This window comes from Pseudomonas sp. SMV71, assembly GCF_052042015.1.
GTDB lineage: Bacteria > Pseudomonadota > Gammaproteobacteria > Pseudomonadales > Pseudomonadaceae > Aquipseudomonas.
On the sequence record NZ_JBKGGU010000002.1, the window covers coordinates 231,429 to 248,084 of the forward strand.

At 60.7% G+C, this 16,656-nt stretch carries 9 protein-coding genes; 1 reads left to right on the forward strand and 8 read right to left on the reverse strand.

Annotated elements, in window-relative coordinates:
* Positions 1 to 132 precede the first annotated feature (132 nt).
* From ACLEJQ_RS02910 to ACLEJQ_RS02940, 7 genes are all read right to left on the reverse strand, one after another.
* Positions 133 to 3,330, reverse strand: coding sequence for a M10 family metallopeptidase C-terminal domain-containing protein (locus ACLEJQ_RS02910; protein ID WP_440792001.1), 3,198 nt, complete (start codon positions 3,328 to 3,330; stop codon positions 133 to 135).
* Positions 3,331 to 3,452: 122 nt separating this feature from the next.
* Positions 3,453 to 4,760 (reverse strand): TolC family protein, encoded by a 1,308-nt coding sequence (locus ACLEJQ_RS02915; protein ID WP_440792003.1) that lies wholly within the window; start codon positions 4,758 to 4,760, stop codon positions 3,453 to 3,455.
* Between the two features lies 1 nt (position 4,761).
* A complete protein-coding gene (locus ACLEJQ_RS02920) occupies positions 4,762 to 6,081 on the reverse strand; it encodes an HlyD family type I secretion periplasmic adaptor subunit (RefSeq protein ID WP_440792005.1) in 1,320 nt (439 codons plus the stop codon).
* A gap of 19 nt (positions 6,082 to 6,100) precedes the next feature.
* Entirely contained in the window at positions 6,101 to 7,816 is a 1,716-nt protein-coding gene (locus tag ACLEJQ_RS02925) for a type I secretion system permease/ATPase (protein WP_440792007.1), read from the reverse strand.
* Between the two features lie 284 nt (positions 7,817 to 8,100).
* The gene (gene fabF / locus ACLEJQ_RS02930; RefSeq protein ID WP_440792009.1) at positions 8,101 to 9,387 is read right to left on the reverse strand and encodes a beta-ketoacyl-ACP synthase II; all 1,287 of its coding nucleotides are present in this window, start codon (positions 9,385 to 9,387) and stop codon (positions 8,101 to 8,103) included.
* Between the two features lie 53 nt (positions 9,388 to 9,440).
* Positions 9,441 to 12,521 (reverse strand): efflux RND transporter permease subunit, encoded by a 3,081-nt coding sequence (locus ACLEJQ_RS02935; protein ID WP_440792011.1) that lies wholly within the window; start codon positions 12,519 to 12,521, stop codon positions 9,441 to 9,443.
* Complete coding sequence (locus ACLEJQ_RS02940; RefSeq protein WP_440792013.1) at positions 12,518 to 13,627, reverse strand: efflux RND transporter periplasmic adaptor subunit; 1,110 nt, start codon at positions 13,625 to 13,627, stop codon at positions 12,518 to 12,520. The genes ACLEJQ_RS02935 and ACLEJQ_RS02940 overlap by 4 nt, the downstream gene beginning before the upstream one ends.
* Positions 13,628 to 13,843: 216 nt before the next feature.
* On the opposite strand from ACLEJQ_RS02940, the gene ACLEJQ_RS02945 reads away from it, so the two are divergent.
* Positions 13,844 to 15,301: an efflux transporter outer membrane subunit gene (locus ACLEJQ_RS02945; RefSeq protein ID WP_440792015.1), complete on the forward strand. Its 1,458-nt coding sequence runs from the start codon at positions 13,844 to 13,846 to the stop codon at positions 15,299 to 15,301.
* A gap of 196 nt (positions 15,302 to 15,497) precedes the next feature.
* Here ACLEJQ_RS02945 and ACLEJQ_RS02950 read toward each other — a convergent pair whose 3' ends face one another.
* Entirely contained in the window at positions 15,498 to 16,118 is a 621-nt protein-coding gene (locus tag ACLEJQ_RS02950) for a TetR/AcrR family transcriptional regulator (RefSeq protein WP_440792017.1), read from the reverse strand.
* Positions 16,119 to 16,656 lie beyond the last annotated feature (538 nt).

Sequence of the window (16,656 nt, forward strand, 5' to 3'; positions counted from 1 at the left end):
CACCATTAGGGTCGCTGTCTTTTGCAGCCGAACGTCAAGGCTTTGCCGGCAGCGCCAGCACTGCTAAACGCCTAAAGACCAAAACGCCGCTCAATGAGCGGCGCCTGGTTTACCCGTCTCAAGGTCGCCTTATCAGACAATCAGATCGCCGGCATTCAGGCTATTGACACCCACCAATTGGATTTCGAAATCCGCTCCCAGGTCGTCGTTGACGTTGCCGTAGAGTACGTGATCGACAAAACGCAGTTGGCCTGCCCCGGTGAATTCATTCGAATCGATGAAACTGAATCTGTCGATCAATGGCGTCTGGGCATCGGCGTCCAGTATCAGATGGATTTTATCGCCCTGAAGGCTGCTGAAATCGGAAATGGTATCGCTGGCGCTGCCCTTGCCCAACTCGTTCAACGCAGTGAACAGGAACCGGTCGGCGCCTAAGCCCCCTATGAGCAAGTCAGTGCCGATGCCGCCCAGCAGGACATCATTGCCTGCACCGCCGTCGAGCCTGTCGTTTCCTGCTCCGGCATCCAGCACGTTATTGCCGATGTTACCGGTCAGCACGTTATTCAATGTATTACCAACGCCGTTGATAGCATCACCATCGGTCAGGATGAGATTTTCCAGATTGGCGCCCAGCACCCACGTCACCGACGAGCGCACCGTATCGATTTCAGTGGCCAGAGTGCTGGTTTCGCTGACCCTGTCCGTCAAGTCGTTCACCACGTAGACATCGTTGCCGGTGCCGCCAATCAGGATATCGCTACCCCCGACACCGTTCAGTACGTCGCTCCCCACCCCACCGCTCAGCACGTTATTGCCGGCGTTGCCGATCAACACGTTGTTCAAATCGTTGCCGGTGCCGTTGATGTTTCCTGTGCCGGCCAGCGTGAGGTTTTCCAAGTTGGCGCCCAGGCTCCAGCTGACAGAGGAAAGCACGCTATCGATCTCACTGGACTGAGCAGTGGTCTCGGTGATGATGTCCGAGACATTGTCGACCACGTAGGTGTCATTGCCGGTGCCGCCGACCAACGTATCGATGCCGCTACCGCCGTCGAGCACGTTGTTGCCAGCGTTACCAACCAAGACGTTGTTCAAAGCGTTGCCGGTGCCGTTGATGAGGCCTGTTCCCAGGAGCGTCAGATTCTCCAGATTGGCGCCCAGGCTCCAGCTCACCGAAGCCTGGACCGTATCGATTTCACTGGCCACAGTGGTGGTTTCGCTGATGATGTCGGCGAGATTGTCGACCACATAGATGTCGTTGCCAACCCCACCGATCAAGGTGTCGGCGCCGCCGACGCCGTTCAGTATGTCGTTGCCTGCGCCACCGATCAGCACGTTGTTGGCAGCGTTACCGATCAGGACGTTGTTCAGGTCATTGCCGATACCGTTGACAAGCGCAGCGCCGGTCAGCGTCAGATTTTCCAGGTTCGCCCCGAGACTCCAGTTCACCGACGAGCGCACGGTATCGATTTCACTGACCAGGGTACTGGTCTCGCGGACGGCATCCAGCGCGTCATCGACTACATAAGTGTCATTGCCAGTGCCTCCAACCAGAGTGTCGTTGCCACCGACGCCGTTGAGAATGTCATTGCCAGCCCCGCCTTCAAGCACATTATTGGCGGAGTTGCCGATCAGCACATTGTTCAGGGCGTTGCCAATCCCGTTGATCAGACCCGCACCGGTCAACGTGAGATTTTCCAGATTGGCACCCAGGCTCCAGTTCACCGAGGAAAGCACCGTATCGACTTCACTGCCCAACGTGCTGGTCTCGATGACCGCATCCGCAAGACTGTCGACCACGTAGGTGTCGTTGCCGGTGCCACCGACCAGCCTGTCATTACCCGCCCCCCCGTTCAGGACGTTGTCGCCGGTATTGCCAGTCAGTTGGTTGTTCAAATCGTTGCCAATGGCGTTGATGGCGTTGGCCCCTGTCAACGTCAGGTTTTCCAGGTTCGCGCCCAGGCTCCAGCTCACCGAAGCGTGAACCGTATCGATTTCCCCGGCCAGGGTGCTGGTCTCACTGATGATATCGGCGAGGTTGTCAACCACGTAGGTGTCGTTGCCGGTGCCACCGATCAGCGTGTCGATACCCCCGACGCCATTGAGAATGTCGTTGCCTGCGCCACCGCTGAGCACGTTATTGGCTGCGTTGCCGATCAGGATATTGTTCAGGTCGTTGCCGCTGCCATCGACGGGCGCTGCGCCGGTCAGCGTCAGGTTCTCCAGATTCGCGCCAAGGTTCCAGCTCACAGAGGAAATGACAGTGTCGATCTCGCTGGCCAGGGTACTGGTTTCGCTGACGGTGTCGCCCAGGTTGTCGACGACGTAAGTGTCGTTACCCGCCCCGCCGGTCATGGCGTCCGCGCCGCCAAGGCCGTTGAGCACGTTGGCCAGCCCATTGCCGATCAGCGTATCGTCGTTGTTCGAGCCGATCGCGTTTTCGATCTTGGCGCCGAAAGCTATCGCCAGCCCTTCGTTGAATGCCGTCTGTGTGGAGAAATCGGTGAACGCCTGACCGATCTTGCTGAACTGGCCTTCATTGAGGTTGATGCGCACCACGCCGCTTTGGTTGCTCGCGTCGATCGTGTCAATGCCGCCTGCGTCCCAGATCGTCTCGAAAACCGATTGATTCGCCGACCAGCTATAGTTGTTATCGCCGGTCTGCCATTGAGTGTTGGCCCCGTAGAGACTCTGTATGGCCGCGATATCCAGGAGCATGGGCGTCGTCGGCTCGTAGGAATACGGCGTGTTGTAACTCATGATGGTGTTGCGCACGTCATCCAACTGTTCAGCGAGCACCGTGGAATTCGACAGGCTTGGGGAAAACGGGTGCTTGAGACCCAGGGCATGGCCGATCTCATGCATGAAAACCAGGTAGTCGTAAGTGCCCTTGACCGGATTCGGGTTGTCAGTCACGGGACCGAGCCAGACATCGCCGCCGCTTGGGGCGTTATCGGGAAAATAGCCCCAGGCGGCGGTATCGCTGTCCATGTCCAGGTAACCACCGAATCGAAGATCACCGACATTGGTCGAGGTCTCGCTGACCTGGGTGAACTTGATATTGGCAACCGATCCCCATTTTTCCACTGCGCTGATAATGCCGGTCTGCTGTGCCGGCGTCAGGATGTAGGCGGCGTCAGGTTCATCCGTATCGCTGTAGTTGATGTAGAAACGCGAGTTTTCGTTGATGAAGCTGTACGTCAAGGGCGTTGTGTACGTGCCGGTGGTCCAGGTATTGCCCAACCAGTAGGTGCCAAACAGCAAGCTGTCGATTTGCGCGTTGCCGGTCAGCGTGGCGGGCGAGGAGAATGAATAACCAATGGGGCTGGGCATGAAAAGCTTCCTGTTAACGAACTGTGGCCTTCCTGAATGCGGCCACTACAAAAGGGTTATTTTGCCTGAGAAACAACAACAGTGGCATCATTTAGCCATTATTTTATAGCCATGGACATGATCTAAGGCGCAACAAGCCATTCGTTGGTCCTTTGAATATCTCCCTCTCCCAATCTTCCGCACCAGCGATGCAGCATGAGCAAACTGGTCACGAAACTGTACTGCGATTGATAGAAATCACGCCGCGCGCGAAATTCGTCCTTGATGCTGTCCAGCACATCGACAGCATTCTTCAGGCCATACCCGAACGCCTTCTCCGTGGCCAGCCGCGACTTCTCGGCGGACTCCAGCGCTCGACGGGTTGCCTTGATTCGACTGAGCTCGGCGGACATACCGAGATAGGCCGTGCGAGTTTCCTTGATCACCTGACGCCGCAAGGCTTCCAGCTCCTGCTGGGCAGCATCCTTATCGCTTTGCGAAGCCGATACCCGGGCGCTGGTGGAGCCACCGCTGTAGAGCGGCACCTGAAAATCAAGGGACGCGATGAGGTTTTCCGAGCGCGGCGTCAACGTGCCTTCATAGCCGATATCGCTACGTTGTGCTGTAAGATTCAGGCCCAGCCGGGGCAGATGACCCGCCTGGGCTTCGCCGATAGCCGCTTCTGCGGCACGGACCCCATGCTCGCGGGCATGCAGGACCGGGTTGCTGTCGAGCGCCGCCTGCACCCAGTAATCCTGCGCTTGCGCCGGCAGGCTGAACGCCGGGTTTTCGCCGATGCGCTTCAAAGGCTCCCGGACGTCACGCCCGACCAACTCGGAGATGGCTTCGCGACTGACCTGAACCTTATTGCTGGCCTCAATCTCGTCGGCCTTGAGCGCATCCACTCGAGCCTCCAGGTCAAGTGCATCGGTCACCGTTGCCATCTGGCGCGCATACAAGGCGTTGATGCGCTTGAGGTTACGCTCGGTCGCTTGCAGCTCACTGCGCACCAAGGCCAGTTCGTCTTCCGCTGCTAGAACGGCAAAATAGCGCTCTGACAGATCAATGCTTGCCTGCACCACGGTGTCAGCGGATTGATCGGCGCTTTGTCGGGCAAGCTCGACGTATCTCTGATAGCTGCGCCAGACCTGCGGGTTGTAAATCACCTGATTGAGGGCCATCGCCACGCGCTTGCCGTTGTACTCGGTACGACTCAGGTTATCGTCACGTTGGCTACGGTTAACGCTGCCGCTGGCGTTAAGCTGCGGCAGTAACTGACCAAAAGCGGCTCGTTCATTACTCTCACCGCTGCGGGTCAGGGCCTGGGCCCGCAGGATACGTGGGTCGGCTCCTTGGGCCTCCTGGTGCAACTGCCACAGGTCGATATAGGTAGCGTCAGCCAAGGCCCCCAGCGGTACGGCGAGTAGACACATCGCGATCAGGAACTTCATGTCAGTCCTCGATCAGCGAACGGGCGAATGCGTTGCTCGCTGGCTGCATCAAGTACTGTAACAATGTGCGCTCTCCAGTATTGATCAGCACTTCGGCTGGCATTCCCGGCACCAGGGTCAGATTTCCCAGTGTCTTGCGCCCCTTCTCGGTCAGGGCTACGCGCGCCAGATAATAGGCAGTACCGGTGTTGTTGTTGATCAGGCGATCGGCCGAGATCTGCACCAGTTGCCCCTCGATGACCGGCGTAGTGCTGCTCTTGAACGCACTGAAACGAATGCCCGCCAGCTTGCCCGGCGCAATACGGTCGATGTCCAACGGCGAAACCTGCGCCTCGATGAGCAGCTCTTCGTTGGCCGGGACGATGTCCAGCAGCGCTGTGCCCGGACTCACCACCGCCCCCTGGGTGTGCACGGTCATGCCCATGATCATCCCCGATTCCGGAGCGAGGATATCCGTGCGCTGGTCGCGATCCTCCAAGGTGGCCAGGCGCTCGCGCAATTCATAGACCCTGGTCTGTGCATCGCCCAGCAGACCTGCGACTTCGCTGGCGAAATCTTTCCTCAGCTGCAGTATCTTCAACCGGGCCTCGTCGATATTCACCCGCGCTCGTGCACTTTCGGACTGGTTTGCGGCGATTTCCGCCTGCAAGCGAGCGAGATTGCGCTCCTGTTCACGCAGACGCTGTTTATCCACGTAGCCTTCGGCCAACAGCGTACGCAGGTCAACGATCTCCTCCTGATATGAGGCCGCCAGCAACTGTTTGCTGGCGATAATAGCCTTGAGCCCGCGAAGCTGCTCCTCGATTTGCCCGATGGACTTTTCCAGCAGGCCAACCTCCCCCAGCAGCGAGGTCCGGCGGGCCTGGAAGATTCGCGCCTCGCTGTCACGAGCTTCGCGCACTCGCGGGTCGGCAGGATCCAGGGAAGCAACGACAGAGGGCTCGGGCAGTGCGTCACGCTCAGCCACTAGCCGGGCCTGCAACTCGAGCGCAGCGATCAGTTGGCTTCGCATGGCCTCCATTTCCGAACGGGCCTGGGTATTATCGAGAACCAGCAAGACGTCGCCGGCTTTCACCCTATCCCCATCGCGCACGCGCAGTTCGCGCACGATGCCACCTTCAAAGTGTTGAACTGTCTTGCGATAGCTCTTGACCGTGACCACACCCGGCGCCAACGCCGCACTATCAAGCGGAGCCAGGGTCGCCCAGCCGCCGAACAAACCAAAGGTCACAAGCAGCATGAGGTAACCGATGCGTCTTACAGGCACATCATTGATCGGCAATCCGGATATTTCGGCGGACGAGTAGTTGCTGTATTGCATAAAGTTGTAAACCCGCTTCCTACGGTTGGATCGCAGCAGTCTGGGATGCCGCCGACGTGACGCCCTGCAACCGTGCCAGGACCTTGTCGCGTGGCCCGAAGAGACTCAATTCGCCGTTATTGAAGACCAACAGTTTGTCGACCTGTGCCAGCACCCCGGATCGATGCGTAATGACAAACACCGTGGCCCGACTCTGCCTGAGTTTTTGCAATGCCAGGGCAAGCATCTTTTCCCCGGCGTCATCCAGATTGGAATTGGGCTCGTCAAGCACCACCAGGCGCGGCTCGCCGTACAGGGCCCGAGCCAGCCCGACGCGTTGACGCTGTCCACCGGACAACCCGCCGCCATTAGCGCCGATCAGCGTGTCGTAGCCGTCGGGCAGTTGCAGGATCAACTCATGCACTCCGGCCATACGCGCAGCAGCAACCACCGCAGGCGCGTTTACTGGGCCGAAACGTGAAATATTCTGGCCGATGGTGCCCTCGAAGAGTTCGATATCCTGGGGCAGGTAGCCGATGTATTGGCCTAGTTCCTCGCGACGCCATTGGCTGATGTCCGCACCGTCCAGACGCACGCTACCGGCAAGGCTTGGCCAGATACCGAGCAACGCCCTGGCCATCGTCGATTTGCCGGAGCCGCTGGTCCCGATGATGCCTACCACTTCGCCTGGCGACACTTGGAAATCAACGCCGCGAATGATCGGCTTGCGACTGTTTGGAGCTCCCACCGAAAGCCCTTGGACGCGTACTGCCCCTTGCGGCGCGGGCAGCGGCATACGTGCAGGCTCTGCGGCAATCCGGACCAGCAATTCCTGCAGTCTGGCATATTGCGACCGCGCCCCTAGAAAGCCCTTCCAGACGCCGATCAACTGATCGATGGGCGCCAGTGCGCGCCCTAGCAAAATGGAGCCGGCAATCATCAGTCCGGACGAAATCTCATGCTGGATCGTCAGGTAAGCGCCCAAGCCCAGCACCAGGGACTGAAGGATTTGACGGAACGACTTGGACACTGCAGTGATGGTGCCGGCGCGGTCACTGGCCAAGCTTTGCAGGAACAGGACGTTATGGATCTGACCGTTCCAATGCCGACGCAGACTTGCAAGCATGCCCATGGACTCGACCACTTCGGCATTGCGCAGGCTTTTGTTGATAAACGTGGTGGCCGCCATTTGCTCACGGTTGGCAGCCTGCAGAGGTGCGTGGGTCAGTTTCTCGGTGGCAAAAGCCAGTGCTCCCAGCAACACGGCGCTGGCCACCCCCATCCAGCCGTACCAGGGATGGAAAACGAACATCACCGCCAGGTAGATGGGAATCCAGGGCGTATCAAAAAACGCAAACAGACCGTTGCCGGTCAGGAATTGGCGCAAAGCACTCAGATCACTCAACGGCTGGGCCGTGGCGTTCAGGCCACAGGAATGGAGTGCGTGTTTGAAACTGGCGTCAAACAGGCGTTGGCCCAATAACGTATCGAGGCGAGTGCTGACACGTACCATTATCCGCGAACGAACCCACTCCAGCCCGCCCATCGTAATCATCAACAGCAACATGATCAGCGTGAGCATCAACAACGTGGACGGGTTGGCGCTTCCTACCGCTCGGTCATAAACCTGCAGCATGTAAAACGATGGAACCAACATCAGCAGATTGATAAAGAAACTGAAAAAACCGACGGAGAAGAAACTGCCCTTGCATGCGACGAGGGCAGTTTCCAGTTCGGTCCTGGCGTGGGCTGACATGGATTCAATACCTAAGGTCCGACTGTTCAAACCTGATAAAACGTGAAAAATACAGGCGCACGGTCGCCTTTGGTAACCTGAACGGGTACCTCATCCGGTCGCCCGCGTAATTAGGGATACCGCGCTGTATCGGCACGCTCGTTCGATTCTTGAGCGGTTTGGATTCGCTGCGGCACAGGCTCAATGACGAGGACGCAAGCTACGTCCTCCTCGTGCCGGTTGTAGCGAGACTGGCCGTGCCACCTATGGTCCTGAAATCCAAGTAATCGGATCAATTGCTCAAGTCATTGCTCCCAACGCCGAAACAGCACGCTGGCATTGACCCCACCAAACCCGAACCCATTCGACAGCGCATGGGTGATCGGCATCTTCCGAGCGTTCAATCCGACCAGATCGAGCCCGTCGGCGGCCTCATCGGGGTTAAGCAGATTCAAGGTAGGCGGCACGACCTGGTCTCGCAGGGCCAGCACGGTGAAGATGGCTTCTATCCCCCCCGCCGCGCCCAGCAGGTGCCCGGTGGCGGATTTGGTCGACGTGATGGCAACGCCCGCGTCGCGTCCGAACACAGCACGAATCGCCGCCAGCTCGCCACTGTCGCCGACCTGGGTCGAGGTTGCATGGGCATTGATGTGCTGCACATCGGCCGGACTGACCGCGGCCTGGCGCAACGCCTGCTCCATGGCCCGCCGGGCGCCGTTGCCGTCTTCGGGGCCGGCCGTCAGGTGATACGCGTCGGCGCTGGTGCCGTAGCCGACCAGTTCCGCCAGAGGCTGGGCTCCTCGCGCCAGGGCGTGCTCCAGCGACTCGATCACCAACAACCCCGCGCCTTCGGCCATGACGAAACCGTCGCGCTCACGATCAAAGGGACGCGAGGCTTGCTGCGGGCGGTCGGCGAAACCGGTGGAAAGCGCCCGGGCTGCCGCGAAGCAACCCAGGGTCACGCGGTCGATGGCCGCCTCGGTGCCGCCGCAGACGGCGATGTCCGCCTCCCCGCTCCTGATCATCCGGGCCGCGTCGCCGATGGCCTGGACCCCGGCAGCGCAAGCGGTGACCGGCGCACCCAGCGGCCCTTTGAGGCCGTGGCGGATGGACACGTGCCCGGCCGCCATGTTGGCAAGGAATGCCGGGGCCGAGAACGGTGACAGTCGACGCGGGCCCCGCGTGTCAGTAATGCGAATGGCGTCGGCAATCGCGCCAAAGCCCCCCACACCCGATGAAATGATCGTCGCGGTCCGCTCCTGCTCGGCGGTTTCAGTCGGATGCCAACCGGCCTGGTCCAGGGCCTCTTGTGCCGCCACCAGGGCGAACTCGATGAAGCGGTCCATTTTCTTGCGGTCCTTGGGCGCGATGAAGCGCTCCGGGTCGTAACCGGCCACGGCGTCCTCTTCCAGGGTCGGCACCTGGCCGCCGACCGCGACACCGGTACCCTCCGTGAACATTTCGGGCAGGCTGCGGATACCGGAACGGCCGGCCAGCAGCCGTTTCCAGACTTCCTCTACGCCACAACCCAGGGGGCCGACGATGCCGACGCCCGTGACTACGATGCGTGTGTGACCTGCTGAAATACTCATGGAAACCTCTTCATTTGCGTGGGCGCTCATTGGGGCGGCAAGCGATCGATCGCTTATGCCGGCTTGACTGTTTCAGTGTGCACCGTCTTGACCGCACGGATCTTGAACCAGATGGAATACATGGCCGGCAGGAACACCAGTGTCATGATGGTCCCGACAAACGTGCCACCGATCAGGGTGTAGGCCAGCGTTCCCCAGAAGACCGAATGGGTCAGCGGAATAAACGCCAGGATTGCCGCCAGAGCCGTCAGCAGCACCGGACGCGCCCGCTGCACCGTGGCTTCGATGACGGCATGGAACGGGTCCAGTCCTTCCTGCGCGTTCTGGTGGATCTGCCCGATCAGGATCAACGTGTTGCGCATCAAGATGCCTGACAGCGCGATCAGCCCCACCAGGGCGTTGATGCCAAACGGTTGATTGAAGATCAACAGCGTCGGCACCACGCCGATCAATCCCAGTGGCGCGGTGAAGAACACCATGAGCATGGCCGAAATCGAGCGCACCTGGACGATGATGATCAGCAGCGTCAGGGCAATCATGATCGGCACCAGCGGCACGATGGCTTTGCCCGCTTTGCCGGATTCCTCGATGGCCCCCGCCTGCTCGATCCGGTAACCGTCGGGCAGCGTGTCGATGATCGGTTGCAGTTGTTTGATGATAGCGGTCGAGACATCCGGCGGTTGCAGGCCTTCGGCAATGTCGCCGCGCACGGTGATGGTCGGGGTCCGGTCACGGCGGCGCAGGATCGGATCCTCCATGCGCACGTCCACCTCACCGACCTGAGACAGCGGAATACGCTGGCCCGCCGCACCCACCAGGGTGAAGCCTTCGATCCGGGCCGGATCGAGGCGGATATCGCCAGCGGCGCGTCCCACCACCTGCACCGAACGGATGTCCTCGCGCACCGCCGTGATCGGCACCCCGGCCAGCAGGAATTGCAGCTGCTGGGCGACCGCGCTGGAGGTCAGCCCGACCGCCTGCAAGCGATCCTGGTCGAGGTTGAAATGCAGCGTCGGCGTCAGCGGGCCCCAGTCGGAGTTGACGGTTCTCATCATCGGGCTGGCTTGCATGACGTCCTGGACGCGAGCGGCGATTTCCCGCAGTTTCGACGGGTCAGGCCCCATCACGCGGTAGGCCACCGGGAAGGGTGAGTACGGTCCGAAGACAATTTGCGTCGCCCTGACCCGGGCCTCTGGAGCAAGGCCTTCAGCCACTGCTTCGCGCAGACGGAACTTGAGGGCTTCGCGGGCCTCCTGGCTGTCGGTGAGCACCACGACCTTGGCGAACGATGGGTCCGGCAGTTCCGGCGCAATCGCCAGGAAAAAGCGCGGCGCGCCCTGCCCGATGTAGGCCGTGATGATTTTGGCTTCCGGCTGTTTTTGCAGCCACGCCTCGACCCTGGCGGTGGCGGCGCTGGTCTGCTCGATGGAAGTGCCATAGGGCATCTGTACTTCGATCATCACCTCGGGGCGGTCCGAGGTCGGGAAGAACTGTTTCTTTACCAGGCCCATGCCCAGGATGGCTACGACAAACAAGGTGATGACCGTGCCGGCCACCAGCCATTTGCGCGCGATCACCCGCGTCAGGATCCGCCGGAAACGGTTGTAGCGCGGAGTGTCGTAGATAGCTGCATGCCCGCCTTCGACCTCCTTGATCTGCGGCAGCATCTTCACCCCCAGGTATGGGGTGAATGCCACCGCGACCACCCAGGAGGCGATCAGGGCGATGCCGACGATCCAGAACATGTTGCTGGTGTACTCACCGGCGGTGGATTGCGCGAAACCGTTGGGCATGAAGCCGATGGCCGTCACCAGCGTGCCGGACAGCATCGGGGCGGCCGTGTGGCTCCAGGCATATGCCGAGGCCTTGATCCGGTCGTAGCCCTCCTCCATTTTCACCACCATCATTTCGATGGCGATGATCGCATCGTCCACCAGCAGCCCGAGCGCCAGGATCAGCGAGCCCAGGGTGATCCGGTCAAAGTTCTTGCCGGTGGCCGCCATCACCACGAATACGATGGCCAGAGTCAGGGGTACAGCCGCCGCGACCACGATCCCGACGTGCCAGCCCATGCTGATGAAACACACGACCATCACCACCAGCAAGGCGACGAAGAACTTGACCATGAACTCGTCGACCGCCGAGTTGATGTTCACCGCCTGGTCAGTGACTTTGGTCAGCGTCATGCCCAGTGGCATGCCTTCATTGATTTTGCTGGTCTCTGCGTCCAGCGCCTTGCCCAGGTCCAGGCCGTTCCAACCCTCGCGCATGATCACGCCGAGCAACAGCGCCTCTTCACCGTTATTGCGCACCAGGAAGGTTGCCGGATCTTCATAACCGCGCTCAACCGTTGCCACGTCCGACAGCTTCAAGGTCCGGCCCTGGATCGCCAGCGGCGTGTCGCGGATTTTTTCCAACTTATCGAAAGCGCCATCCACCCGCAGGAAAACCTGCGGTCCGTTGGTCTCGATGGAACCGGCGGGCGTCAGCATGTTCTGGCCGTTCAGGGCGGCGAAGATGTCTTGAGGGGACACGCCCAACGTCGCCAACCGGTCGTGAGAAAAGGAAATGAAAATGCGCTCGGCCTGCTCGCCGATAATGTTGACCTTCTTTACCCCAGCCACGTGCAACAAGCGCTGGCGCAATGCCTCGGCGTCGCGCACCAGCAGGCGCTGCGGCTCGCCCTTGGCCTTGAGGGCGAAAAGCGCGAACGTGACGTCCGCGTATTCGTCGTTGACCAGGGGCCCGATCACACCCGCCGGCAGCTTGGTGGCTTCGTCGTCAAGCTTCTTGCGCGCTTGATAAAACTCTTCCTGCACCTGTGAAGGCGGCGTTCGGTCCAGCAACGAGACCATGGTGAACGCCAGGCCAGGTCGGGTATAGGTTTCCGAGCGGTCGTACCATTTCAATTCTTGCAGGCGTTTTTCCAAGGGCTCGGCGACCTGGTCCTGCATCTCCTGCGCCGTCGCGCCCGGCCAGGCAGTGATGACGGTCAGTTGCTTGACCGTGAACGGCGGGTCCTCGGCGCGGCCCAACTTGAAGAAAGCCAGCGTCCCGGCGACAGCGATCAGAAAAATCAGAAACACCGTGATGGAGCGCTCACGCACCGCGAGGGCCGAAAGATTGAGGCTCATTGACGGCTCCCGGCGACCTTCACATCACTCTGGGAAAGCAACCTGACGGGCGCGCCTTCACGCAGCAGATGTGCGCCCAGACCAATGATCTGTTCGCCAACGTCGAGACGGCCTGTGACGCGCGCAGCGTCGTCGCTCAAGCCCAGCACCTGCACTGGACGCCAGGTGACTTTTGCCGGTTCGCCGTCGATGGCCCACACGCCGGTGCCGTTACCGGGGTCGTACAACGCAGCGATCGGCACCTGTACTACCTGGCCCTGGGTCGCGCCTTCGGCGATGCGCAGGGTGACGGTCGAACCCAATGGTGCGTTGGCGAGTGCGCCTTCGAGCACATAGCGCGCTTCAAAGGTGCGGGTCACCCGGTCAGCCGAATCAGACAGCAACCTCAGTTTCGCGGTGACGGCGCCGTTGGGGCTGCCGTACAGCGTCGCTTGCGCACCGGACCCGACGGCGGGCCGCAGGGTCTCGGGCAACTGCACGACGGCTTCGCGCTGCCCGGCTCGTGCCAGTCGAACCACCGGTTGGCCGGGGCTGACGACCTGACCCGGCTCGGCCAGCGTTTCCATCACCACACCGTCAGCGTCGGCGACAAGCAACGCGTAGCCCGACGCATTTCGGGCCACGTCGGCCTGCGCCTCGGCGGCGCTGAGTTGGGCCTTGGCGGTATCGGCGGCGGCTTTGATCTGGTCGTAGCCCGACGCCGAAATCGCCCCGGCAGCCACCAACTCGCGATAGCGCGCTTCATCATCGGCAGTCTGCTTGGCCCGGGCGCGGGCGGCCGTGACCGCTTCTTGCTGGGCTCGCGCCTGCAAGCCCAGGTCGATTGGGTCCAGACGCATCAAAGGCTGGCCTTTTTTTACGGTCTGGCCGGCATCGACCAATCGCTCCAACACTTTGCCGGAAACGCGAAAGCCCAGGTCACTCTGCACTCGCGCCGCCACGACGCCGGTAAAAGAGCGAGCGCTGGCGGACACCCCCTGCACTTGCGCGACCCTGACCAGAGGGGCGAGCGTACGGGGGTCGAGAGCGGTGGATGACTCCCCACACGCCGTCAGGACGAGAGGCAATACGCAAGCGGCAAGGGTGACAGGTCGGAGCCGGAGCATAGGTTCCCTTTGATGGTTAGAAGATTGGGATATCATTTTTACGCTCGTGACCAATACTGTCAATGGTCACTGCTCGCAGCTATATTTTCTTTCAGCGCAATCAGTCGGAGGTGCCGGTGAAGCAAGGTGAAATGGTTCTCAGGGTAACATTCACAGAGATTGACACCTTGTGACCAGACTATAATATGGTCACAAAATCGACCCCGAGGCCCCTCAATGCCATCGTTCCATCCCCTTGCCTTATTGGTAGGCGCCAGCTTGATGGCTGGCTGCACGGTCGGTCCGGAGTACCAGCGTCCAGACGCTGAGCTTTCGGATCGGTTCCTGGGCCAATCATCTGTCGAACAAAGGCGCGGCACGACGCAGGCCAGCCTCACCACCTGGTGGGAAGGTTTTGGCGATCCGGCGCTAAACGATTTCATTGCCAAGGCCCTGGAACAGAACCTCGACCTTGTCCAGGCATCGGCTCGCGTGGCCCAGGCCCGGGCTGGCCTTGGCGCAGCCAATGCCGCCCTGCTGCCCTCGGGAAATATCAGTGGCCAGGCCGCACGCGCCTATCAATCGGTCGAGACGCCACTCGGCCAGGTGCTCGATTCAAACCCCGGCTTTGATCGATATGGAAACGCCTACGAGCTTGACCTGGGCGCGAGCTGGGAACTGGATGTCTTTGGCGGCCTGCGACGTGGGCAGGAAGCCGCGTTGGCCGAGTACCAGGCCTCCGAGGCCGGCGCCGCCGCCACTCGGCTGGCCGTCGCTGCGCAGACCGCGGACATTTACATTGCCCTGCGCGGCTTGCAGACGCGGATCGACATTGCGAACCGCCAGATCAAGACCCAGCAGGACCTGCTGGAGAAAGTCCAGCTGCTCTACACCAAAGGCCTCGCTGCCAGCTATCAGGTGCGCCAGACCGAGGGCGCGCTGGCTCAGGTCCAGGCTACGGTGCCCGTTTTGCAGACCGGCCTGGACGCGGCCATGAATGCCTTGGATGTCATGCTCGGCACGCCGCCAGGAACCCATCGCCGGCAACTGGCCGAAACCCACAGCATTCCCCTGCCCCCACAGATCAGCGGGATGGGAACTCCGGCCGATCTGCTGCGCCGCCGCCCGGATCTGATCGTCGCCGAACGCCGTCTCGCCGCCTCCAACGCTCGCATCGGCGAGGCCATCGCCGAGTACTACCCGAAATTTTCCCTCGGCGCGTTGCTTGGCAGTGCCACCTCCGTATCGGCCGGGCATCTGTTTTCCGGTGGTGCCAGCCAAGCCTCAGGCGCGCTGGGACTGCGTTGGAGACTGTTCGACTTTGGCCGGATCAACGCGCAGATCGACCAGGCCAAGGGGCAGGAAGCCGAAGCGCTGGCTGCCTACCGCCAGTCCGCGCTGCGCGCCACCGAGGACGTCGAGAACGCGCTCTCCGCCCTGGTGAACCGAGAGTCCCAGGCCACCACGCTGACCGCAGGCGAAGCGTCACTAAGCGAAGCACGTCAGTCGTCGTTCATCGCCTATCAGAAAGGCGCCGCCAGCCTGATCGACGTGCTCAATGCCGACGAAACGCTGCTCCAGGCATCCGACGCCCGAGCACAAGCGCGGACCGAATCGGCTCGAGCGGCGGTCGCAGCGTTCAGAGCCCTGGGTGGCGGCTGGCAAGCGCCACAGCAGCCCGTGGCGAATCGATGATCTGACATGAACACCAAGCCCTCACCGTGAGCATGCTCGCTCCACAGGGTTAGCGCTCATTCCGGTATATCGCTTCTTATTCATTCACGTGACCAGATATGCGAATGGTCACCAATCAAAAAAATCGAGACCAGATAGGTAAATCGAATTCAAGGAAGTCGTGGGGATCGGGCGGCCGTCGTTAGCAGCCATCCCCTCAGGGCATCAGGCTGCGCAGGATGAGATTTGCGGTCAGCGTCGGGGCGACCTCGACGTGATCGAGGCTGTACTGCAGCAACAGGGGATTGACGAAAGGTCGAAGGGTCAGGTGGATCGATTCGACGGTTTCATCCAGCGGCGTCTTGCGCTCGAACTCGCCGCTTTCACGGCCTTCGCGCACCACCTGCACCACGAACTGCTTGATCCGTGCGTCATACGCCTGGGAGCTGGGCCAGCGCTCCGAAGCGGAGAATGCGGCAATGTCATAAAGCTTGCGATCATTGAAGAACAGGTCGATTCCCGTGGTGATCAGGGTCTTGACCAGACGACGAAAGCGCTCTGTCGAAGAAAGCCCTTCCTCGCTGATGGCCTCCTCCACGGCCTCGACGATCCGCGCAAGACAGCCAGTACAAATGGCCTCGCCAATCGCTTGCTTGGAATCGAAGAATTTGTAGATGTACGCCTTGGAAAAGCCGATGGCCTTGGCCAGGTCGGACACCGTGGTCTTGGCATAACCGTACTGACTGAAATGCTCTTTGGCCGCCGCGACAATCTGGTCGCGAATGTCATGGTCGGCTGGGCCGCGAGTGCTGGGTGTAGCTGCTGGTGTTTGGTTCATGGGGGCCAGCTTACGCATCCTGGCGGGGGATGACAACGTGTGACTACTTATGAATAACGTCACAAAACGCCCGTTCATCAGTTTCGTAAAAAAAGGGTGAGTGAGTTGCCCGGCGCTCGATCGAGCACCGGCTGTTAATAGCGATCGTCCGCTTCTGGCCGGAAAGCTGCCCGCACACTTGCCGGTTTCCCGGTACGCCAGCTCGCGATAGCGCCGGCCGATAATTCAGATGATAGACACTGACAATATGCGACAGGTCCGGCCGCTCTAGGCTGCGGACCCGCAGCCATTTGATTGCGTTATGACATCGTACAACCTTTAAAAATTAACTTCCCATCCTCGAAAGCGCTGCTATGTTACGCGCTCGGATTGAACGTCCGAGCGCCGCCAGCGGCTTGCCTCGCTCCCCTTTCCAGATGAGGGCACAGGCTCGTCCCCTGGGACCGTGCGCCGTTCGTTCCAAAGGACAATCGGTTTGCGAAAGTCGCCGCCGTTGCTGCGTGTCGACCGGGATCGCAACCATTTACAGGGAAGTGTC

What these genes read in the sequence shown, in the direction of transcription:
- ACLEJQ_RS02910 (WP_440792001.1), bottom strand. Translation starts at nt 3,330, where the DNA reads ATGCCCAGCCCCATTGGTTATTCATTCTCCTCGCCCGCCACGCTGACC.
- ACLEJQ_RS02915 (WP_440792003.1), bottom strand. Translation starts at nt 4,760, where the DNA reads ATGAAGTTCCTGATCGCGATGTGTCTACTCGCCGTACCGCTGGGGGCC.
- ACLEJQ_RS02920 (WP_440792005.1), bottom strand. Translation starts at nt 6,081, where the DNA reads ATGCAATACAGCAACTACTCGTCCGCCGAAATATCCGGATTGCCGATC.
- ACLEJQ_RS02925 (WP_440792007.1), bottom strand. Translation starts at nt 7,816, where the DNA reads ATGTCAGCCCACGCCAGGACCGAACTGGAAACTGCCCTCGTCGCATGC.
- fabF (WP_440792009.1), bottom strand. Translation starts at nt 9,387, where the DNA reads ATGAGTATTTCAGCAGGTCACACACGCATCGTAGTCACGGGCGTCGGC.
- ACLEJQ_RS02935 (WP_440792011.1), bottom strand. Translation starts at nt 12,521, where the DNA reads ATGAGCCTCAATCTTTCGGCCCTCGCGGTGCGTGAGCGCTCCATCACG.
- ACLEJQ_RS02940 (WP_440792013.1), bottom strand. Translation starts at nt 13,627, where the DNA reads ATGCTCCGGCTCCGACCTGTCACCCTTGCCGCTTGCGTATTGCCTCTC.
- ACLEJQ_RS02945 (WP_440792015.1), top strand. Translation starts at nt 13,844, where the DNA reads ATGCCATCGTTCCATCCCCTTGCCTTATTGGTAGGCGCCAGCTTGATG.
- ACLEJQ_RS02950 (WP_440792017.1), bottom strand. Translation starts at nt 16,118, where the DNA reads ATGAACCAAACACCAGCAGCTACACCCAGCACTCGCGGCCCAGCCGAC.